General features: G+C 72.3%; 17 protein-coding genes and 1 pseudogene. 12 read left to right on the plus strand and 6 right to left on the minus strand.

The window, feature by feature from the left end; all coding sequences use genetic code 11:
- Positions 1-83 precede the first annotated feature (83 nt).
- The gene (locus AB0M03_RS00170; protein WP_363487370.1) at positions 84-926 is read left to right on the plus strand and encodes an IS5 family transposase; all 843 of its coding nucleotides are present in this window, start codon (positions 84-86) and stop codon (positions 924-926) included.
- A gap of 84 nt (positions 927-1010) precedes the next feature.
- Here the strand turns inward: AB0M03_RS00170 and AB0M03_RS00175 are convergent, their stop codons facing one another.
- The 4 genes from AB0M03_RS00175 to AB0M03_RS00190 all read right to left on the minus strand — a co-directional run bounded on the left by AB0M03_RS00175 (position 1011) and on the right by AB0M03_RS00190 (position 5256).
- Positions 1011-3482 carry a SpoIIE family protein phosphatase gene (locus AB0M03_RS00175; protein WP_363486667.1) on the minus strand — a complete coding sequence of 824 codons (2472 nt, stop codon included), beginning with the start codon at positions 3480-3482 and terminating at the stop codon, positions 1011-1013.
- A 538-nt stretch (positions 3483-4020) separates the two neighbouring features.
- The gene (locus AB0M03_RS00180; RefSeq protein ID WP_363486669.1) at positions 4021-4230 is read right to left on the minus strand and encodes a tautomerase family protein; all 210 of its coding nucleotides are present in this window, start codon (positions 4228-4230) and stop codon (positions 4021-4023) included.
- A gap of 97 nt (positions 4231-4327) precedes the next feature.
- On the minus strand, positions 4328-4492 hold the full coding sequence (locus tag AB0M03_RS00185) for a hypothetical protein (RefSeq protein WP_363486671.1): 165 nt from the start codon (positions 4490-4492) through the stop codon (positions 4328-4330).
- On the minus strand, positions 4489-5256 hold the full coding sequence (locus AB0M03_RS00190) for an SDR family oxidoreductase (RefSeq protein WP_363486673.1): 768 nt from the start codon (positions 5254-5256) through the stop codon (positions 4489-4491). Before AB0M03_RS00190 ends, AB0M03_RS00185 begins: the two co-directional genes overlap by 4 nt.
- An 87-nt stretch (positions 5257-5343) precedes the next feature.
- On the opposite strand from AB0M03_RS00190, the gene AB0M03_RS00195 reads away from it, so the two are divergent.
- The 7 genes and pseudogenes from AB0M03_RS00195 to AB0M03_RS00225 all read left to right on the plus strand — a co-directional run bounded on the left by AB0M03_RS00195 (position 5344) and on the right by AB0M03_RS00225 (position 13654).
- Positions 5344-6204 (plus strand): helix-turn-helix transcriptional regulator, encoded by an 861-nt coding sequence (locus AB0M03_RS00195; protein WP_363486675.1) that lies wholly within the window; start codon positions 5344-5346, stop codon positions 6202-6204.
- 123 nt (positions 6205-6327) lie between these two features.
- Positions 6328-6737 (plus strand): annotated as a pseudogene (locus AB0M03_RS00200) (amino acid transporter); the annotation flags it as partial.
- 318 nt (positions 6738-7055) lie between these two features.
- Complete coding sequence (locus AB0M03_RS00205; protein WP_363487399.1) at positions 7056-7214, plus strand: hypothetical protein; 159 nt, start codon at positions 7056-7058, stop codon at positions 7212-7214.
- A gap of 302 nt (positions 7215-7516) precedes the next feature.
- Positions 7517-10243 (plus strand): BREX system ATP-binding domain-containing protein, encoded by a 2727-nt coding sequence (locus tag AB0M03_RS00210; protein ID WP_363486677.1) that lies wholly within the window; start codon positions 7517-7519, stop codon positions 10241-10243.
- Positions 10244-10403: 160 nt separating this feature from the next.
- On the plus strand, positions 10404-11363 hold the full coding sequence (locus tag AB0M03_RS00215; RefSeq protein ID WP_363486679.1) for a helix-turn-helix domain-containing protein: 960 nt from the start codon (positions 10404-10406) through the stop codon (positions 11361-11363).
- A 116-nt stretch (positions 11364-11479) separates the two neighbouring features.
- Positions 11480-12487, plus strand: coding sequence for an alpha/beta hydrolase (locus AB0M03_RS00220; RefSeq protein WP_363486681.1), 1008 nt, complete (start codon positions 11480-11482; stop codon positions 12485-12487).
- Positions 12488-12637: 150 nt separating this feature from the next.
- The gene (locus AB0M03_RS00225; protein WP_363486683.1) at positions 12638-13654 is read left to right on the plus strand and encodes a helix-turn-helix domain-containing protein; all 1017 of its coding nucleotides are present in this window, start codon (positions 12638-12640) and stop codon (positions 13652-13654) included.
- Here the strand turns inward: AB0M03_RS00225 and AB0M03_RS00230 are convergent.
- Entirely contained in the window at positions 13638-16007 is a 2370-nt protein-coding gene (locus AB0M03_RS00230) for a helix-turn-helix domain-containing protein (protein ID WP_363486685.1), read from the minus strand. The genes AB0M03_RS00225 and AB0M03_RS00230 overlap by 17 nt on opposite strands.
- Positions 16008-16204: 197 nt before the next feature.
- On the opposite strand from AB0M03_RS00230, the gene AB0M03_RS00235 reads away from it, so the two are divergent.
- The 4 genes from AB0M03_RS00235 to AB0M03_RS00250 all read left to right on the plus strand — a co-directional run bounded on the left by AB0M03_RS00235 (position 16205) and on the right by AB0M03_RS00250 (position 19117).
- Positions 16205-17179, plus strand: coding sequence for an alpha/beta hydrolase (locus tag AB0M03_RS00235; protein WP_363486687.1), 975 nt, complete (start codon positions 16205-16207; stop codon positions 17177-17179).
- A gap of 47 nt (positions 17180-17226) precedes the next feature.
- Positions 17227-17961 (plus strand): alpha/beta hydrolase, encoded by a 735-nt coding sequence (locus tag AB0M03_RS00240; protein WP_363486689.1) that lies wholly within the window; start codon positions 17227-17229, stop codon positions 17959-17961.
- Positions 17962-17972: 11 nt separating this feature from the next.
- The gene (locus AB0M03_RS00245; protein WP_363486691.1) at positions 17973-18527 is read left to right on the plus strand and encodes a DNA starvation/stationary phase protection protein; all 555 of its coding nucleotides are present in this window, start codon (positions 17973-17975) and stop codon (positions 18525-18527) included.
- A gap of 194 nt (positions 18528-18721) precedes the next feature.
- Entirely contained in the window at positions 18722-19117 is a 396-nt protein-coding gene (locus tag AB0M03_RS00250) for an SsgA family sporulation/cell division regulator (RefSeq protein ID WP_363486693.1), read from the plus strand.
- A gap of 53 nt (positions 19118-19170) precedes the next feature.
- Here AB0M03_RS00250 and AB0M03_RS00255 read toward each other — a convergent pair whose 3' ends face one another.
- Complete coding sequence (locus AB0M03_RS00255; protein WP_363486695.1) at positions 19171-20595, minus strand: NAD(P)/FAD-dependent oxidoreductase; 1425 nt, start codon at positions 20593-20595, stop codon at positions 19171-19173.
- Between the last annotated feature and the right edge of the window lie 19 nt (positions 20596-20614).

Below are 20614 nucleotides of genomic sequence, written 5' to 3' on the forward strand. Positions count from 1 at the left end.
GAAGACGTGGGGAGACGGCAGAACGGGCACAGGCCCACGTGATCATGGAGTTCTCTACGCTCTGTGACCGCAATAGGACGACTGTGCCCGCGCTGCCATCTTCCCTGCTGGAACCTGCCTGGGTCCAGTTCAGTGCTCTGCTGCCCGAACAGCCGGAATTCCATCCGGGCCACCCGCTGGGCCGCCACCGGCGACGCATACCGGGCCGCGTTGTGTTCGACCACGTCGTCCAGGCGCTGGTCCACGGTTCCGGATACGAGCGCGTCTCCTCGCCCGGATGCTCCGACCGCACGATCCGACGCCGCGTCAAACTGTGGGCTCAACTGGGCATCACGCAGAATCTGCACCGGATCGCCCTGGAGGCGTACGACCGCATGATCGGCCTCGACCTCGGCGAGATCTCGGTCGACGGCTGCATCACCAAGGCCCCATCCGGCGGGGAGAAGGCCGGCCGCTCACCCGTCGACCGGGGCAAGCAGGGACTGAAGCGGTCGGTCGCCTCCGACGCGTGCGGGGTCCCGCTGGGAATCGTGTCCGCCGGCGCGAACCGCCACGACTCCCCATTGCTCGGCCCCACCCCGGCGGCGGCCGGGGAACAGGCCGGCGCAATGCCGGAGGTCGTCAACATCAACCTCGACCGCGGATACGACAGCACCAAGTCCCGCGTGCTCATAGCAGAGTTGGGATTCTCGGCCGGGATCGCCCGCAAGGGCGTGCCCGCCCCGGTCCAGGCCGGCAAGCGCTGGGTCGTGGAGCGCACGCATTCGTGGATGAACGACTACGGCAAGCTGCGGCGCTGCACCGAGAGGAGCGGCGAGGTCGTGGACTTCTACCTCTACCTCGCCGCCACGCTCCGCATGCTCATCCGGCGCTCGACGAGCCGCTACCGCTGGGACGGCCGCCCCACAACCCGACGCCTCAAGTGATCCATTTGCCGGTCGGTCTTACATGGGGCAAGGCGGGTCTTCGAAAGTTTCGGGAGCACGGGTGGACCCTGCTAGGGGTCGGAATCACACTGTCCAGCCCGGCGGGAGAGTGTCAGTGAGCGGCATCTCGGCCCAGATGGTTTTGCCGGTGAGACTGTGTCGGGTGCCCCAGCGGTGCGCCATCTGGGCGACGAGCATCAGGCCGCGGCCACCCTCCTCCCAGTCACGGGCGCGGCGCAGGTGCGGGGCGGTGCTGCTGGCATCCGAGACCTCGCAGATCAGGACCCGGTCGCGGATCAGGCGCAACGTGATCGGCGGGGCCGCGTAGCGGATCGCGTTGGTCACCAGTTCGCTGACGATCAGTTCCGCCGGATAGATCTGCTCGATCGAGCCCCACTCGGACAGCCGTTGGGAGACCGCCTTGCGGGCGGTCGCGACCGCGGACGGGTCGGACGGGACCTCCCAGGTGGCGACGTGGTCGTCGCCCAAGGCGCTGGTGCGCGCGATGACAAGGGCGACGTCGTCACGGGGCCGCCCCGCCACCAGGTCGTCGAGGACCGCGTCGCAGGCATCTTCCAGCGACGGTCCGCTGTGTGCGAGCACCTGGCACAGCCGCTGGTATCCCTCGTCGACATCGCGCTCGCGGGTCTCGATCAGACCGTCGGAGAACAGCGCCAGCAGGCTGCCTTCGGCCAGTTCCACCGTGGTCGCCTCGAAGGGCAGCCCGCCGACGCCGAGCGGTGGGCCGATCGGCGTCCGGGCTGCCGCTGGCGCGCCCTCCGGCGGCACGATCACTGGCGGCGGATGCCCGGCGCTGGCCATCGTGCACGACCGGGACACCGGGTCGTAGATGGCGTAGCAGCAGGTGGCTCCGATCTCGCCGACCTCCCCCGTGGCCCCGGCCTCCGACGACAGCCGCACCACGAGGTCGTCCAGGCTGGTCAGCAGCTCGTCCGGCGGCAGGTCCACGTCCGAGAGCGTGCGCACGGCGGTGCGCAGCCGGCCCATGGTCGCGGTGGCGCGGATGCCGTGGCCCACCACGTCGCCGACGACCAGGGCGATACGGGCACCGGAGAGCGGGATCAGGTCGAACCAGTCACCACCGATTCCGGAGCGGGCCGACGCCGGGATGTACCTGGAAGCCGCCGCCATCGCCGCCTGCTCCGGCATGCGCTGCGGCAGAAGACTGTGTTGCAGGGAGAGCGCGGTCTCACGCTCACGGGTGTACCTGCGAGCGTTGTCGATCGCGACGGCGGCTCTGGCGGCCAGCTCCTCGGCCAGCAGGAGATCGTGCTCCCCGAACCGTTCCATCCGATCGGGGCGGCTTCGGCGGTAGAACACGGCGACACCGAGCGTCACCCCGCGGGCACGCAACGGCACCGCCACCATCGAGTGGTAGCCCTGGTCCCGGATGATCGCGGCGCGGCGCCTGTCCACTCCCATCCAATGGACGAATTCGGGGTCCTCGGCGTTGCAGAGCACCCCGCCGCCCGTGGCGAGCGCGCGGGCCGGGGGTGAGAACTCCGGATAGCTGTCGGTGGTACCGATCTCCAACACGGTCGGCAGTCGCGTGCCCGGGGCGAAGCGGTGCGCGATCCGCCGGAGCATCACACTGCCGGAGAGCTCGCCCGCACTCGGTTCGACATCGGCTTCGAGAGCGGTGAGCAGGTCGACGCTCGCGAAATCCGCGAACTCGGGAACCGTCACCTCCAGCAGCTCACACGCGGTTTGGCCGAGATCCAGCGTGCTGCCGATCCTGCTGGCGGCCTCATTGAGCAGCACCAGCCGCTTGCGCGCCCAGAACTGCTCGGTCATGTCATGGGCGACGAGGGCGACACCGTGCACCGCGCCGTCGGAGTCCTTCAGGGGAGCGAAGTCGACGGACCACGCATGGATCCGCCGCTCGCCTCCGGTGCGCTGGAAACTCTCCAGGTGCACCGGCTCGCCGCCCTCCAGCGCGCGGCGCAGTCCGTCGGCGAGGTCGACGGTCTGAGGCTGGGTGGTGATGTCGAGAATGCCCAGGCCGCGCACCGCGCTGTCCGGCAGGCCGACGACGGGAACCATGGCCTGATTGGAGCCGCGGTACCTGAGCTGCGCGTCGTACAGCGAGACCGAGCAGCGGGGCAACTGCTCGAAGGCCCACCGTGCGAGATCCTCGTCCTCGGGTCGGGCATCCGACCCCGTCAGCGCGCACACGACGCGCCAACTGTCCGGCGCGGCATCCGGCGCTTCTCCGCGCGGCACGCCGTGATGCGCGACCACCGTCACATCCACGCGCTGCCCGTCGCGGTGCCGCAGGGCGAGCGGGCCACTCCACCGTTCCGGGCTCCCGGCCAGAATGCGTCGCACGTCGTCGCGTGTGACGGGCTCGACCAGCAGGTCCGCCGCCGGCCGACCCACGACCTCGTCGGCGGGATAGCCCAGTAACCGCTCGGCATCGGCGTTCCAGCGTGTCACGTACCCGTGAACATCGACGATCGCCACCGCCGTGCCCGTCTCGCCACCGCCCCACGGGGTCGGTCGGCCCTCGGGAAGGCGCCCATCCTGTTTCGTCACGGCATGATCACTCACAGAAATTCGGGAGCATCCAGCCTAGCCCGGCGAGGAGACCAGCCACAACAGCACCAGCAGCTCCCCGCCCACCCGTTGCGACCAGGCAAGTTGCCGTAGTCCGCGCCCCGGCGGCCACCCGCGCCGAGAGCGCGGCCTCGCGGGCACACGCCAGGTGCCGTCCGAGGGAATCCGCACATCCGAACAGGTGACTGCATGCGAACGATTCGATGCGCAGCGGGGGTGTCTTCGGAACATGGCCGAATGACGGATCCCTTCGACTGCGCACTTGCCCACGCCTTCGCCCCGTCGTCCTCGTTGGCCTCCGGACTCCCATCGACGCCTGCGGCAGGCGGATCGGGTGCAGAACCCGGCGCGGGTCAGGGGTCGGGTGCGGGTCGGTCGAGCAGGCTTCAGGCGCGCGGAGCCGCAGGCGGTGCCGGGCGGGTTCGCTGCTGCGAGCGCGAAGGCGCGACGCGGGCGAGGGCCCGGTGAAGGCCGTGTGGGGCACGGCGTGCGCCGGACCCCACACGGGTGGTCGGCGTCAGGCGTCGCCGTTGAGCATGGCGGCGGTAAGGACGTTGCCGGCGACACCCCAGCCGCCGTCGACGACCTCGTCGACGAGCACGACCGTGGTGGGACGGGCCCGCTCACCGTAGATCTCCGCGTACAGCTCGGTGGTGCGCTCGACGATCTTCTTCTTGTCCTCGGCGGTGATGGTGCCTGCGGGAACCTTGAAGTTGGCGAAAGGCATGGGTCCTGCTCCTTTGAGTGGGTTTCTTCCATGGGGTCGGCAGTCTGTGTCCGAGGGCGGAAGCCGATGGCCGTCCCTCGGCTGGTGCCGGCGTGGGTCAGAGGCTGGCGCGGGGAGTGAGCAGTTCGTCGATGCCGATGTGGTGGAGGAACTCCGCACGAATGCGGTCGTACACGGCGGAGACCACTTCGCTGCCGTCGCGGCCGGGATCGAAGCCACTGGACGCGCCGGTGATCACCACGACCTTCGGCCGCGCACTCACACCATGCCGCCGTTGGCCCGCAGGACCTGGCCGTTGACCCAGTGCCCTTCCGGGCTGGTGAGGAACGCGACCACGTTGGCGATGTCCTCGGGGGTGCCCAGCCGCTCCAGCGGCGGGGTCTTGGCGAGCAGGTCGATCTGCTCGGGGGTCTTGCCGTCGAGGAACATGTCCGTGGCCGTGGGCCCGGGAGCGATGGTGTTCACTGTGACGTCCCGTCCGCGCAGCTCGCGGGCGAGGATCAGCGTGATCGACTCGATGGCGCCCTTGCTCGCCGCGTACGCGGCGTACGCGGGGAACTGAGTGCCGATCACGGAGGTCGAGAACCCTACGAAGGAGCCGCCCGTACGCAGGCGCCGGGCCGCCTGCTGGGCGACGACGAAAGTGCCGCGGGTGTTGGTGCGGTGCACGGCGTCGAGCACGGCGAGGTCGAGGTCGGCGATGGGCGACAGAGCGAGTCGACCGGCGCAGTTCACGACGACGTCCACGCCGCCGAACTCCTTCTCCGCCAGGTCGAACATCGCGGCCACCGCGATCTCGTCCGCCACGTCCGCCTGCACGCCGATCGCCTGCCCGCCGGAAGCGGTGATCTCCGCCACCGCCTCCTCGGCGGCCGCCGCGTCCTTGGCGTAGTTCACCACGACGGCCAGGCCGTCCCGGGCGAGCTTGCGGGAGACCGCGCGGCCGATGCCGCGTGATCCTCCGGTGACGACGGCGACCCGCGCGGCCCCCGGTTCTTGCGTTCGATCTTGGTGGTTCGTGGTCATGTCCTCCACGATGCACCGCCCTGACCTGCACAACCAGGGGATGTCATCCCCTGGGTCACGGGCCCGGCCGAGCGCAGAATGGATGCCATGAGTTCTGCGAAGTACACCGAGCTGGGAGCCTTCCTGCGTTCGCGGCGTGAACGCATCCGCCCCGCCGACGTCGGCCTCCCCACCGGGCCCCGGCGCCGGGTGCCGGGGTTGCGCCGCGAAGAGGTCGCCCAGCTCGCCGGGGCGTCGGTGGACTACTACAACGAGCTCGAACGGGGCGCCGGATCCCAGCCGTCCGAGCAGATGATCGCCTCGCTGGCGAGGGCGCTACGCCTGAGCGCCGACGAACGCGACTACCTGTTCCACCTGGCCGCCCGCCCGGTGCCCGTACAGGGCGGAGCGGCCTCGCACGTGCACCCCGGCATGCTCGACCTCCTCGACCGGCTGGCCTCGACACCGGCACAGGTGATCACCGACTTGCACGTCACCCTCGTGCAGAACCCGGTCGCGGTGGCCCTGCTCGGAGACCAATCCGGTTTCCGAGGGGCCCGCGCCAGTTTCGTCCACCGGTGGTTCACGGAGCCCGACTCCCGGCGTCTCTACCCCGAGTCCGATCACGAATCCCAGTCCCGTGCCTTCGTCGCGGATCTACGGGCCGCCGCCGCGCGGCGGGACGCCAAGGACACAGAAGCCACCTCGATGATCCATTCGCTGCTCGGCGTCTCCTCCGAATTCGCCGCGCTGTGGGCCGACCACGACGTGGCCTTCCGGCGGGACGACCGCAAGCGCCTCAACCACCCCACACTCGGTCTGATCGAGGTCAACTGCCTCAACCTGTTCAGCGAGGACGGCCGGCAGCGCCTGCTGTGGTTCACTCCCGCAGCCGGTATGGACAGTTCCGGCCTGTTCGACCTGCTCGCGGTCATCGGCACGCAGGAAATCGCCGAACCGACACCTTGACGACCCAGCTGGCTCGGCCTGCACCGAGCATCATTTGACGGGGCGGGGCGGGACGGAGCCGCGCTGCAGCGGCAGCAAATCCGCTCGCCTGCCCAGGCGATCAGCGTGAGCGTCCTTGAGGTGATGACAGCAGACGACGTTCTGGCGTCCTCGCCGTGCTGCGGCGGGCGGAGGTGGACATCTGGATCGGTGGCGGCTGGGGCAGCGACGCCCTCGTCGGTGAGCAGACCCGTGAGCACCGCAACCTGGACCTGATGCACCGGGTCGATCAGGAGCCGGAGGTGGTCGCGGCCCTCTCCCGAGCCGGTTTCGCCGAGACCCTGAATTGGCGGCCGGTACGGTTTGTGGTCACCGACCCCGGTGGTCGAGAGATCGATCTGCACCCGCTGCTCTTCGCCGCTGACGGGTCCGCAGCCCAGGCCTCGACCGACGCCGAGCACCCGTTCACCTACCCCGCCTCGTGCTTTGTCACGGGGATGATCGAGGGGACCGCCGTCCCGTGTCTGTCGGCCGATCAGCAGGTCTACTTCCACCGTGACCGCAGCACCGGCTGCGCGCAGATCCTCGGCATGCCGTCGGGCGGCGTTCTCCTCGATCCCCTTCGAAGAGCAGAACCGGAGGCGTGTCGGTCACGGTCTGCTTTGCGCGCCACAGCCCGACGCCCGTCATTGTGCGGAACGTCTTCGCAACCTCCAACGGGCTGGGGGCCGACCTCGAGGAGCACCACGTTGTGAGGGATGTCGTCGCAGATGAGCGTGGAGTACTCGGTCATTTCTGCTCGGGCTGCTTGCAGCGTACGCAGCGGAAGACAGTCACAGGCTCGCCTCCGTGTCGGGCTGGGGCCGGAGCTCGTGGACCACCTCGATGCGGCCGACGATGTGCCGGTTGAACTCCTCCAGTTCCTCGGCCGGTACCCACAGTTCGCCTGGGACATCGCCCGCTCTCCTCGGTCGTACGGTTGGGCGCCCACCGTAACCGCGCCGCTGACCGTGGTCGATTTCCGCGCGTGATCTCCGCGCCGTACTGGGCGGCGTCGAAGCGGAGACCAGGCAGTTCAGGCTGTGGCGGTTCGGATTTCGGCGCCGGTGGTCGGCGCCAGTTGCGTCACAGCACGGTGTCGCCGTCGCGGACGACGGTGCACGTCCGGATCGACCGGCTTTGGCGCCTGGGCCGGCGTGCACGCGCACCCGCTCCCGCAGTGGACGGAGCGCTGCGGCGCCGGCATCCCCGGTCTCCGGGAGGGTCTGACGGGCGGTAGTAATCTTGGGTGGCCGGGGGCGCTAGCAGGCCGGTCGACCCGGGGAGAACATTAGTGGCGGAGGACAAGCGGGGCCCGTCGCTGGTCGGGCGGCAGCGGGAGACGGAGCTGCTGACCGCGGCCCTGACGCAGGCCCGGGGCGGGGCGGGTGGCTCCGCGGTGCTGCTGCGGGGCGATGCCGGCGTCGGCAAGAGCACGCTGCTGGCCTGGGCGGAGCGTGAGGCGCGCGAGCGGGGATTCACTGTCCTGCGGGCGGTGGGCACCGAGGCGGAGACCGACTTCGCGTTCGGGGCACTGCACCAGGCCCTCTGGTCGCTGCTCCGGCGATCCTGCGCCCTGTCCGCCCACCAGCGTGAGGCATTGGAGAGCGCGCTCGGTGTCCGGGCCGGAACCCCGAGCGGGTTCGCCGTGGGTACCGCGGCCCTGGCGCTGCTGGACGAGGCGGTGCAGAGCTCCCCGGTGCTGCTGCTCCTGGACGACCTGCACTGGATCGACTCGTCGAGTGCGACCGTCTTCGCCTTCCTCCGCCGGCGCTGTGCGGAGCTGCCACTGGTGATCGTCGGTGCCAGCCGCCCCGACGGCCCCGCGGCGCAGACGTGGGCGGACGGACCCGTCGACGTGGAAGCCCTGTCCCGGGCGGACGCGACCCTGCTGCTCGGCACCTGCTACCCCGAGCTGGCGGCGACCACCACGGACCGGGTCCTGGAGGAGGCGGCCGGCAACCCCTTGGCGCTGGTGGAGCTTCCCCGGCAGCTGGTCGACGGCCAGCGGCGGGGGATCGTCCCGCTGCCGGACCGCCTGCCGCTGGGGCGGAATCTGGAGCGGATGTTCGCCGAGCGGCTGGGATCGGTGACGCCGGAGGCCGGCCGCCTGCTCTTGATGGGCGCGCTGGCCACCGGTACGGACTTCGGCGGCCGGGTGTGGCTGGGCGCCGTCGGGGGCGACGACGTGCGGGACACCCTGGAGCGCATCGAGGCGGACGGTCTCGCCCGCCTCGATGCCGACGGACGGCTGGTGTTCCGGCATCCCCTGGTCCGCACCGCGGTGATCTCGGCGGCCTCGGACTCGGCACGCCGCGAGGCCCACCGCGCCCTGGCTGACTCCCTCGCGCCGGACGACCCCCGGCGACTGGTCCACGAGGCGTCGGCCGCGCTCTTCCCGGAGGAGGGCCTCGCACACCGACTGCAGGAGGTCGGCCGTGGCCTCGCCGGACGCGGCGGTGACGCGGAGGGAGCGCTCCTGCTCGAACGCGCCGCCGCCCTCAGCCCCGACCCTGCCGACCGCGCCCGCCGCCTCACCTGGGCCGCCGTGATGGCGGCCCGCGGCGGCCAACTGCGTCACACGGCGGCCCTGGTGGAGGAACTGAAGGCCGGCCCGGTCCCGCCGGATGTCGCTCCGCTGTTCGCATACGCGGTGGTCTACGCCGACCAGAGCCACCACATCGACTTCGAGTCCTCCGCCGCACTGCTGCCAGGGGTTCTCGACACACTGACGGCGCAGGGCGCCGACATCTTCGGCGGTCTGGTCGAACAGGTCTACTTCAAGCTCTTGTTGGCCGCAACCTACACGGACGACCCGTGGGCCTGGCGAGCTCTGGAACGGCACCGGGAGAACGTCTCCGAGGCGGGCCGGCTCTGCCTGCGGGCCTGGACCGACCCGGGCTCGGGCGTCGCCGAGGAGCTACGGGCGGTGACCGAGGACATGACGCAGGAGCAGGAGGCCGGTGCGGCCTGGCTGCTGCTGTGGACCGCTTCGGCGCTCGACCGGCCGGAGGTCGACCTGTGGCAGCGCTCCACCGGGCTGCACGGCTATGCCACCCAGGGCTCGGTGGCCAAGGCCAAGTGCCACCGGGACTACCTGCTCGGACACTGGGACCAGGCCGCCGTCTGCCGGCGCGAGGCCGAGATCGCGGAGGAGCTCGGCTACCACTGCAACGCCTTGATGTTCCGCCAGTACTACGCCCACTTCCTGGCCGGGCGGGGCGACGAGGCCGGACTGCGCGAGATCGAACGGGCCATCAGGCCCACGGCCACCCGCGCCCGGATGCGGTTCGTCCTCGACCGGCTGACCCACCTGCGCGGCCTGGCCGCCCTCGCCCACGGTCGCTACGAGGAGGCGTACGCGATCTTCAGCGAACTCGCCCCGCCCGGCCGGCCGCCCAGTGGCCCGCCCTGGTACCACGCGCTGGTCTTCGACCTGGTGACGGCCGCCGTGCACACCGGTCGGCGCGAGGAGGCGCGGGCCCGTGTCGCGGCGGGGCGGGCCGAAGGCTCCGCGGAGATCTCCGGCCGGCACGCCTTCCTGCTGGCGGCCGCCGCCGCCCTGGCCGCCGAGGACGAGGACGCCGACGCCGCCTACCATGCCACGTACGCAGTGCCGGGTGCCGAGCAGTGGGTGTTCGACCTCGCCCGACTGCGGCTCGCCCACGGCTCGTGGCTCCGCCGCCGCCACCGGCCCGGGGCCCGGGAGGCGCTGCGCGCGGCGCACCACGTGTTCCGTCGCCTCGGGGCGGATCCCTGGGCGCGGCGGTGCGAGGAGGAGCTGCGTGCCGCAGGCGACCCGGTGGCACCGCCGTCGGGCGGAGCGGCTCCGAATGCGTCCGGGTTGACCGGCCAGGAGCTGCGGATCGCCCGGCTGGCCGCCACCGGCCTGAGCAACAAGGAGATCGGCCAACTGCTCCAGCTGTCGCCCCGTACCGTCGGCGCGCACCTCTACAAGGTCTTCCCGAAGCTCGGCATCACCTCGCGGGCCGCGCTCGCCCTCGCCCTGGGCGGCGACTGACCCGCCGGGGCGTTCGGCCGACTGTGCTCTCCGCGCACCGGGCCGGTCCCGCAGCGCACCACGGCGGCCCGGTAGTCAGATGACCTAACAGGCCTGCCGACCTGCGGATCAGGCTTGCGTCGCAGGGTTGCGACGGAAGGGCGGTCAGATGGGCTCGCAGGTGACGACCGCGTCGGTCCCGGACGACGAGAAGGCGGCGTTCTGGAATCGGGCGATGTCGCGGACGCTGGTGCCGGTGGAGGTGGTCCCACGCGCTGGGCGGTCGTTCGAGGGGCACCTGGCGTCGCACCGGCTCGGGTACGTCCGGATCTCGACGCTGGAGGCGGACGCAGCGCGGATCTCCCGTACGTCGGCGTTGATCGCACGGACCCCGCGGACCGAGCCACAGGTGGGGGTCGGGGTGCAGGTGTCGGGTCGGGCCGTGCTGGAGCAGGACGGGCGCCGGGCGGAGGTGTCGGCAGGCGGGCTCGTCCTGTACGACACGACGCGGCCGTACTCCGTCGACTACCCGGAGCGCTTCCGCACCCATCTGTTCCACCTGCCGCGCCGGCTGCTGGGCGTGCCGGAGCGCGAGCTGCAGCAGGTGGCGGGCACGGCCGTCAGCCCGGCGGAGGGGTGCGGGTCCGTGCTGCTGCCCTTCCTCAGCACACTCGCCGCGTCCGCGGACTCGTACTCCGCCCCGGTCGGTGACCGGCTGGCCGGCAGTGTCGCCGACCTGCTCAGCACGCTCGTCGCCCAGCTGACCGCTGACCGAACGGCCGACGGGCCGCGCGCTGCGAACGACCATCTGGTCCGCCGGGTGCGGGAGCACATCGACCGCCACCTGTGCGACACGGAACTGTCGCCCGAGACGATCGCACGGGCCCACCACATCTCCGTGCGGTACCTGCACCGGCTCTTCGAGCGCGAGGGGGTGACGGTGAGCCGGCTCATCCAGCAGCGTCGGCTGGACGCATGCGCCCAGGAGTTGGGCCGTCGCGGCCGTGCCGCGCCGACGGTGTCGGCGGTCGCCCAGCGGTGGGGCTTCGTCAACCCGGCGCACTTCAGCCGGGCCTTCCGGGCCGCCTACGGAGTCTCGCCCCGCGAGTGGCGCGCGCTGCGGACCACGGATGCCGGCTGACGATCCGCAGGCCGGTGGCCGCAATCCGTGCACGGACAGGCCATTGCGGCCGCCGTCGGGAACATACGGTCGAGCGGCGTGCGCAGCGCCCGTCCGATCACGCCAGGAGCCAAGAGTTGTCCGACACCACCCCCTCGCACCGCCGACGACCGGCGCTCGACCGGGCGCTCCAGGAGTTCCTGGACGCGTCCGCCGGCAAGGCGGCGACGGAATTCCCGGACTTCTCCCTCCTCGCCCCGGACGGCGCGGACGTTGCGGGCGACGTCGCTGCGGCGGTCCTCGGGGAGCCGGACGACCCGTACGGCACCACGGCTGAGTGGCTCGCCCTGCCCTGCGGGCCGACCGGGCGGGTGCACGTTCAGGTGACCAGGCCGGTCGGCGCCCCCGAGCCGAGCCCCGTGGTGCTGTTCCTGCCCGGCATCGGCTGGTCGTTCGGCGACGCCGCCTCCTACGGTCAGCTGATCCGGGAGTTCGCCCTGGGCACCGATGCCGCGGTCGTGTACGTCGACTACGCCCGGGCACCCGCGGTCCGCTATCCGGTCGCCGTCGAGCAGTGCTACGCCGTGGCCCGGTGGATCCACGCGCACGGCCACGAGATCGGACTGGAGGGAGGCCGGATCGCCGCCGTCGGCGACTCCGCGGGGGGCAACCTGGTGGCGGCCCTGACGTTGCTCGCCCGGCAGCGCGGGGACGTACGGCTGGTGCACCAGGTGCTGCTCTGCCCGGTGACCGACGCGGATTTCGACACCCCGTCCTACCACCGGTTCGCGACAGGGTACTTCCTGCACCGCGACCACATGCGCCGGTTCTGGGACGACTATCTGCCCGAGCCGCGGCGGCGGCGGGAGGTCACCGCCGCGCCGCTGCGGGCCACCCTGGACCAACTCGCCGGGCTCCCCCCGGCGCTCGTGGTCACCGCCGAGGCCGACGTGCTGCGGGACGAGGGCGAGGCCTACGCGGCCAGGCTCCGTGTGGCGGGCGTCCCGGTGGTGGCGACGCGTTACCAGGGTGCCGTGCACGGCTTCCTCCTCCTCGACGCGCTCCATCCCACCGGCACCGCCCGGGCCGCGCTGATCCAGGCCGTCGACACCGTGCACGTGGCCCTGCACCGCCGCTCCTGGTGAGGTCGGGTGAGGCGGACCTCGGCGGGTGGGTTTCTTCCTGCGGTTCTTCCTGGTCCGGGACGTCGCAGCGCGGTGGGATGGAGCGGGCGGCGGAGCGGGGATACCTGCCGCCCGCCTGATGCCCCGCACCCCGACACGTGAGGAGCGCTGATGTCCGCCGTTCTCGACACCGCCCCGGTGCCGCCGGCCGAACGGGCCGAGTACTGGCACGAGGCGGTCTCCCACACCTTCATCCCGCTGGACGTCTCCCTGCTCGAAAGCGCACCCGCAGCCGGGACCATCACCAGTCACCGCCTCGGTGCCCTGCAGGTCTCCCTGGTGCAGGCCGGCCCGCAGCGGGTCGTCCGCACCGCGGGTCTGATCGCCCGGGGCGGGGAGGACCACCTCACACTGGCGCTCCAGCACCGTGGCACCGCCCGGCTCGGGCAGGACGGCCACCAGGTGCTGCTGCGGCCGGGCACCTTCGCGATCTCCGACGCCGGGCGGCCGTTCGCCAAGGAACTGCCGGAGCCCTTCGCCTTCACGGCCTTCCACTGGCCGCGCTCCGCGGTGGGCGTGTCCGACGAGGACCTGCGGGTGCTCACCGCGACGGCCTTCGACACCGGCAGCGGTACGGCCGCACTGGTGGCCGCGTACCTGGAGCGCCTCGCCCGGTCGGCGGGCTCGCTCGAGCCGGGTGTGGCCGGCCGGCTCGCCACCACGGCCCTGGACCTGCTCGCGGTGCTCGCCCACGAGCGCAGCGGGCGGTCGGTCCCGGACGCGCCCGAGCCGGCGGGCGCCACGCTGGCACGGGTGAAGGACCACATCCTGCGCCACCTGGGCGACCCGGACCTGTCACCGGAGCGGATCGCGGCGGCCCACCACGTGTCGGTGCGCTACCTGCACAAGATCTTCCAGTTCGAGGGCGAGACGGTGGCCCGCTGGATCCAGCGGCAGAGGCTGGACATGTGCCGGCGGGACCTGGCCCGCCCGGCGCTCGACCGGTCGACGGTGGCGGCGGTCGCGGGCCGGTGGGGCTTCGTGAGCGCCAGTCACTTCAGTCGGGCGTTCCGGGCCGCCTACGGCGTCTCCCCGCGCGAGTGGCGAGCGTGCGCCGGGACGGGCCTCACCCCGGACCCGGTCCTGGCCGCGCGGGAGTTGCGGCGGCCGGTCACTCGAAGCTGGTAGGCGGCGACAGCCGTCCGGTCCCAAGCCCCTCGATGCCGGCACGGGCCTCCCGCACCAGGTCCGCGGGGATGCGGTCCTCGAGTGTGAGGACGGCGCGGTACTCGGTGGCGGCCTCGCCGCTCCCCCCGAGGTGGGCGAGCGCGTGAGCCAGGTGGAGGTGGACCTTGGCCGCCACCCGGTGGTAACCGCGGGCGTCGAGCTGCCCGCGGAGGGGGCGAAGGGCATCGACCGCCTCGACCCAGTGCCCGAGATTCAGGTGGACCAACGACAGGTGGTACGTGGCGATCAGCGTGGTGAGGCCCCGCACGCTCTCCGGTATGTGTTCGGCATGGCGGGGATCGGCGAGCACATCCATGACCTCCCGGTGGGTCGCGATGGCTTCGTCGATGCGGCCGGCCTTGTGCAGCAGCCGGATGCTCACGTTGCAGGCCGGGAGGTAGCGGTTGATCTCGTCCGCCGCGATGAAGAGGTCCATGGCCCGGCGGCAGTGGTCCGCAGCCGACGAGGCGTCACCGACGGCGTCCCGCAGCACGCTGAACCGCAGGTGCGCCCGTGCCTGCTGGACCTGGTCTCCGCAGGCCCGGGCGAGGTCGAGTGCGGCCGCGGCGGCGGCGTCCGCGTCCGCGTGGCGGCCCTCGCACACCCAGTGGGCCCAGGACAGGTCGTTCAGATGGCCGGCCTCCGTCGCGGGCTCGCCGAGCGCCGACGCGGCCCGGGCGGCCGTCGTGAAGACCTCGGTCCAGTGGCCGGCGGACACCCAGTTGTCGGACACCAGGCCCATGGCCCGGCCGACCTCGTTGACCGCGCCGTGTTCACCGAGTTCGGCGGCCTCACGGAAGGCGGCCAGCCAGTTGGCACGCTCCGCCTTGAGCCAGCCCATGGCCTGCTCGGGGCTCTCCAGTGCCGCCAGCCGCTCGGGATCCGGCGCCGGCGCACCGTAGTCCGGTTCGTGCCACCGCCCGGCGATGACGGCGGTGTCGAGCAGCCAGGCGCGCAGCCGGGAGCGTGAGGCCTCCGGTTCCGCCCCGCCGTCCTCCTGGCGCAGTTGCGCCCTGGCGTACAGGCGCAGCAGATCGTGGAGACGGTAGCGGTCGTCCCGGTGGGTTGTCAGCAGGCCGGCTTCCAGCAGCTCCTCCAGCAGGTCCTCCGCGTCGAACAGGGAGACCCGGGCGAGGACGGCCGCCAACGGGAGGCTGAAGTCCGGCCCCGGGACCAGCGACAGCAGCCGGAACATCCGGGCGGAACCCGGGGCGAGGCGCGAGTAGGACAGTGAGAACGCCGAGTTGACGCGCAGATCGCCCGCGCTGAGCGAGTCCAGCCGGCGGTCCTCGTCGGTGAGGCGGACGGCCAGTCGGTGCAGGCTCCAGTTCGTCCGGGTGGCGGCCCAGTTCGCGGCGACGCGCACGGCGAGCGGCAGATGGCCGCACAACTCGGCGATCGTCCGCGCGGCGTCGGGCTCCGCGTCCACCCGGCCGGCGCCGACCACCGCACGCAGCAGCGAACCGGACTCCTGCGGATCCAGCACGGGCAGCTCCACGCGCCGCACCCCCTCCAGCCCGGCCATCGTGTGGCGGCTCGTCACCACGACCAGGAGCCGCCCTTCCCGCGGCAGCAGAGGCCTGACCTGGGCCTCGCGGCCGGCGTTGTCCAGGACGAGCACCCCGTGCAGCCTGCCCGCGACCTCCTGGTAGCGCGCGAGACGTTCCTCGGGGCTCAGCTGCACCAGATCCAGGTCACCCGCACCCCACGCGCCCAGCAGCCGCATCACCGCCTCCTGCGGCGACAGCGGCTGCGCGTCCAGCCCCTGCATGTCCAGCAGGTACGCCCCGTCCGCCAGCTCCGGCGCGAGCTGTTCGGCCAACCGGACGGCCAACGACGTCTTGCCGCTGCCCGGCGCGCCGAACACCACCGCGACCGGCGGTGCCGCGGTGCCCCCACCCGGCTCGGCGGGCGGCGGCCGGTGCGCGAGGCCGCGCAGCGCGGCGAGCTCCGCCTGCCGGCCGACGAAGTCCCGGACGCCTCTGGGCAGCGCGCAGAGCGGTGCCTTGACGGCAGCCGGTGGCCTGCTGCCCGTGCGGCCGGCCCGTGCGACCGCCAGCAGTTCGGCATGTGCGGCCTCGTCCAACACGAGACCCTGCGCGATCGCGGTGACGGTTCCGCGCTGCGGGCGCAGACTCCGCCCCCGCTCCATGTCGCCGATCGCGCGCCCCGAGACACCGGAGGCCTCCGCCAGCTCCTCGATCGTCAGGCCACGAGCCTGCCGCAGCTCCCGCAGCATCCGGCCGAACCGTGTCCCGCTCTCGTCGCCCATCGCACTCCCGTCCGCCCGGCCCGCCGAGGTCCTCGGGCTCATTCATACCGCCACGGAGAGCGGAAGTGAAACTTTCAACTGAACCCTCGAACGACAGCGGCGAGGCCGGTCCGTCCGCTGGCGCGGTCAGGGGTGCGCGGAGCGGCTGGAGGCGGTGCGCCGTCAGTACAGGCCTCCTGCCTGCGCGTTCCTAGCCTGATGACCGTCCTGCAGAACAACGAAACCCCGAGGTGATCACCATGTCCGCGCAGAACGCCGCCGGCGCCGGGCCGACCCTGGAGCCCGAGGCCCGGGCCTTCGCCGAGGCCACCGCGAACCCGCCGTACCTGTTCGACCTGGGCCCCGCCAAGGGCCGCCAGGCGGTCGACGAGGTGCAGTCCGGCGAGATCGCCAAGCCGGAGATCGACGAGGAGTGGATCGAGGTGGCCGGCGGCCCGACCGGCGCGGTCCGCGCGCGCATCGTGCGCCCCGCCGGAGCCACCGACCCGCTCCCCGTCGTCCTCTACATCCACGGCGCGGGCTGGGTGTTCGGCAACGCCCACACCCACGACCGCCTGGTGCGCGAGCTGGCGGTCGGCGCGCAGGCCGCCGTCGTCTTCCCGGAGTACGACCTGTCGCCCGAGGCGCGCTACCCGATCGCCATCGAGCAGAACTACGCCGTCGCCCGCTGGGTCGTGACCGACGGACACACCAAGAACCTGGACGCGTCCCGCTTCGCCGTCTCCGGCGACTCCGTGGGCGGCAACATGAGCGCGGCGCTCACGCTCATGGCCAAGGAGCGCGGCGACGTCCCGCTGGTGCAGCAGGTGCTGTTCTACCCGGTCACCGACGCCGCCTTCGACACCGACTCCTATCACCGGTTCGCGACCGGCTACTTCCTGCGCCGCGACGCCATGCAGTGGTTCTGGGACCAGTACACCACCGACCCCGACCAGCGCGCCGAGATCACCGCCTCGCCGTTGCGCGCCACCGTCGAGCAGCTCCAGGGGCTGCCGCCGGCGCTGATCATCACCGGTGAGGCCGACGTGCTGCGCGACGAGGGCGAGGCGTACGCGGTGAAGCTGCGCCAGGCCGGTGTTCCCGTCACCGCCGTCCGGTTCCTCGGCACCATCCACGACTTCGTGATGCTCAACGCGCTGCGCTCGTCAACCTCCGCGCAGGGCGCCGTCACCCTGGCGGTCCAGACGCTGCGTCAGGCCCTGCACCAGGGCTGACCGCCCGCCGCCGCCCCGAAGAACTCGGCACACCCAAGGAGACACGAATGACGGCGAACGACACCCCCACCGTCGTGCTGGTGCACGGCGCCTTCGCCGACACCTCCAGTTCCGCCCGGGTCATACCCGAACTGCTCGCCGACGGACTGAAGGTGCTGGCACCGGCCGTACCCAACCGCAGTCTGACCGGCGACAGCGCCTACATCGCGTCCGTGGTCCGGCAGATCCCGGGACCGGTCGTGCTGGTCGGCCACTCCTACGGTGGCGCCGTGATCACCGTTGCCGGCGCCGAGGAGAACGTCAAGGCGCTGGTGTACCCGGCGGGTTACGCGCTGGAGGAGGGCGAGAGCCTGGGCGAGCTGCAGGGCGGCTTCCCCGCCTCCGAGCTCGCGTCGGCGCTGGTGTACACGCCCTTCCCGCTGGAGGGCGGCGACGGCCAGGGCACCGACGTCCCGGTCGAGGTCGACCGCTTCCCGGCGATCTTCGCTGCCGACGTCGACCCGGCGCTGGCGCGGGTGCTCGCGGTCTCGCAGCGCCCGCTCGCCGCCGCGGCCTTCGGCGAGGCCGTGCCGGTCTCCGCATGGAAGAGCAAGCCGTCCTGGGGGCTCGTCTGCTCCGCCGACTGGACCATCAACCCCGAGGTCGAGCGGTTCGGCCACCGGCGTGCCGGGGCGACCACGGTCGAGATCGACTCCTCGCACCTGGTCATGCTCGCCCACCCCGAGCAGGTCGCCGACCTGATCCGCACCGCCGTCCGCTCCGTCACCTCCGTCACCGACTGAACAGGAGAACCATGAGCAGCCAACCACGCCTCCACCAGCACAGCCCCGAGATCCACGCGTTCGGCACCGTCACCCAGCTGCCGATCGCACTGTCCCACGACGCCCGGCAGTACTCCTGCCAACGGCTCAACCGCGTCCTCGCGGACACCCAGTTCCTGTACGCCCTGTACAAGAAGCACCACTGGGGCGTGCACGGCCCGACCTCCTACCAACTGCACCTACTGTTCGACAAGCACGCCCAGGAGCAGCTGACCCTGGTCGACGTGCTCGCCGAACGGGTGCAGAGCCTGGGCGGCGTCGCCGTGGGCGATCCCCGACACGCTGCCGAGATCACCGGCGTGCCGCGTCCGCCGGACGGGGTCGAGGACGTGCCCGCGATGCTCTCGCGGCTCCTCGACGCCCACGAGACCATCCTGGCCGAGGCCCGCGACGCGGCCACCCGTACCGCGCAGCTCGGCGACGACGGCACCCAGGACCTCCTGGTCTCCCAGGTCATCCGCACCGGTGAGGCCCAGGTCTGGTTCCTCGCCGAGCACCTCGTGGTCACCCCTCACCCCGGGGCATGACCGGCGGGCGGGGCCCGTCCGACGACGGGCCCCCGCCCCGACACGGCCGCTCACACGATCACGATCACCGAAGCCGCGAGGGCGACCGGCTCGGACGCCGTACCGCCCGTCACCACCTTGGAGGTAGCGTGCCCGGACGCCACCCGATGCACGACCAGGGTCCCGCCGAGGGAGCGGACTCCACGGTGCTCCCGTTGGGGGCTCAACTTTTCATTGGAGAAGGACAGTTCATCGACCTGCCGGTGCGGTTCGAGTACCGCCGCGACGCTCCCTTCGCCGTGCTCCTGGAGTTCCCCGACTCCGACGAGGCCGTCGGGACCTGGGAGTTCTCCCGCGACCTGCTGTGGGAGGGCCTGCACAAGCCGGCGGGTCTCGGCGACGTGCGGATCTGGCCGCCGTGCCACTGCCACGGCCGCCGACAGCTGCGGATCATGCTCATGGGACGTGACGGCACGGCCCTGCTCGACGTCCCCGTCAAGCCGCTGCGCGGCTGGCTCCGCAGCCGGAGCTTCGCCCTCGTACCCCGCGGCACCGAGTCCGAACTGATCGACTGGGACGCCGAACTGAGCCGCCTGGCCGGTGACCGCTGAGGTCACCTCGCCGGTGCCCGCCGTCGAGCGGCCACCGGTCGGCCGGGCCCGGGTCAGCCGCGGTAGGCCTCCAGCAGGCGCAGCCAGACCTCGCTGATGGTCGGGTAGGCGGGCACCGCGTGCCAGAGCCGGCTGAGTGGTACCTCCCCGGCGACGGCGACGGTCGCCGAGTGGAGCAGCTCGGTGACCCCGGATCCGACGAAGGTCGCCCCCACCACGGTCTCCCGGTCCAGGTCGATCACGGCCCTGGCCTGCCCGCGGTACCCGTCGGCGTACAGCGCGGCCCCCGCCACATCGCCGATCCGGTAGTCGACGGCCCGCACGCGCCGGCCGCTCGCGGTCGCCTCGGCGAGGGTGAGCCCGACCGAGGCGACCTCCGGGTCCGTGAAGACCACGGCGGGCACGGCCGCCCGGTCGGCGGTCGCGACGCTGCGCCCCCAGGGGGTGAGGTCGAGTTCGCGCCCGGCCGCCCGGTCGGCGATCACCGCGCCGAAGATCCGGCCCTGATACTTGCCCTGATGGGTCAGCAGCGCGCGGTGGTTGACGTCGCCGGCCGCGTAGAGCCAGCCGCCGGCCACGCCCACGGCCAGCCCGGTGTCGTCCACCTCGATCCAGTCGCCGGGCTCCAGCCCGACCGTGTCCAGTCCCAGGTCACCGGTCGAGGGCCGCCGCCCGGTGGCGAACAGCACCTCGTCGACCCGAAGCTCTCCGTGACCGCCGAGGTCCAGGACGACCTCGCCGTCCCGGGCCAGGCCGGTCACCGGGACCCCGAACCGCAGATCGACCCCGGACTCCCGAAGTGCCTCGGCCACCAGGTGGCCGGCGAAGGGCTCCAGTCGCGGCAGCAGGGCCGGTCCCCGGACCAGCAGGGTCACCCGGCTGCCGAGCGCGCTCCAGGCCGTGGCCATCTCCACGGCGACCGCGCCGCCGCCGACGACGGCCAGCCGGCCGGGGGTCTCGGCCGCGCTGGTCGCTTCGCGACTGGTCCACACGCCCGTCCGCTCGATGCCCGGCAGGTCGGGCAGGGCTGCACCGGTGCCGGTGCAGACGGCCACGGCGTGTCGTGCGGTCAGGACCCTTTGGCCTCCGCCCGCGACGTCCACCACCACCCGTCGCTCGCCATCCAGCCGGCCGTGCCCGCGGACCAGTGTGATCCCGGCGGAGTCCAGCCAGGCCGCCTGGCCGTCGTCCCGCCACAGCGAGGCGAAGTCGTCCCGGCGGCGCAGCACCGCGTCGGCGTCCAGCCCGCCCCCGACCGCGGCCCGGGCGCCGGGCAGCCGCCGCGCCTCCCGCAGCGCGGCCGGCGGCCGGAGCATCGCCTTGCTCGGCATGCACGCCCAGTACGAGCACTCGCCGCCCACGAGTTCGCGTTCGACGATCGCCACGCTCAGCCCGCCGGCCCTCGCGCGATAGGCGAGGTTCTCCCCGGTCGGACCGGCACCCAGCACCACAAGGTCGAACTCGTCGGTTCCGCTCATCTGTCAGCTGTCTCCCTCG

It is taken from the genome of Kitasatospora sp. NPDC051914, from assembly GCF_040680995.1.
GTDB lineage: Bacteria > Actinomycetota > Actinomycetes > Streptomycetales > Streptomycetaceae > Kitasatospora.

Bases quoted from the DNA above. Each gene is read 5' to 3' on its own strand.
- AB0M03_RS00235 (WP_363486687.1), top strand. From the start codon at position 16,205: ATGTCCGCGCAGAACGCCGCCGGCGCCGGGCCGACCCTGGAGCCCGAG.
- AB0M03_RS00240 (WP_363486689.1), top strand. From the start codon at position 17,227: ATGACGGCGAACGACACCCCCACCGTCGTGCTGGTGCACGGCGCCTTC.
- AB0M03_RS00195 (WP_363486675.1), top strand. From the start codon at position 5,344: ATGAGTTCTGCGAAGTACACCGAGCTGGGAGCCTTCCTGCGTTCGCGG.
- AB0M03_RS00180 (WP_363486669.1), bottom strand. From the start codon at position 4,230: ATGCCTTTCGCCAACTTCAAGGTTCCCGCAGGCACCATCACCGCCGAG.
- AB0M03_RS00225 (WP_363486683.1), top strand. From the start codon at position 12,638: ATGTCCGCCGTTCTCGACACCGCCCCGGTGCCGCCGGCCGAACGGGCC.
- AB0M03_RS00255 (WP_363486695.1), bottom strand. From the start codon at position 20,595: ATGAGCGGAACCGACGAGTTCGACCTTGTGGTGCTGGGTGCCGGTCCG.
- AB0M03_RS00245 (WP_363486691.1), top strand. From the start codon at position 17,973: ATGAGCAGCCAACCACGCCTCCACCAGCACAGCCCCGAGATCCACGCG.
- AB0M03_RS00190 (WP_363486673.1), bottom strand. From the start codon at position 5,256: ATGACCACGAACCACCAAGATCGAACGCAAGAACCGGGGGCCGCGCGG.
- AB0M03_RS00230 (WP_363486685.1), bottom strand. From the start codon at position 16,007: ATGAGCCCGAGGACCTCGGCGGGCCGGGCGGACGGGAGTGCGATGGGC.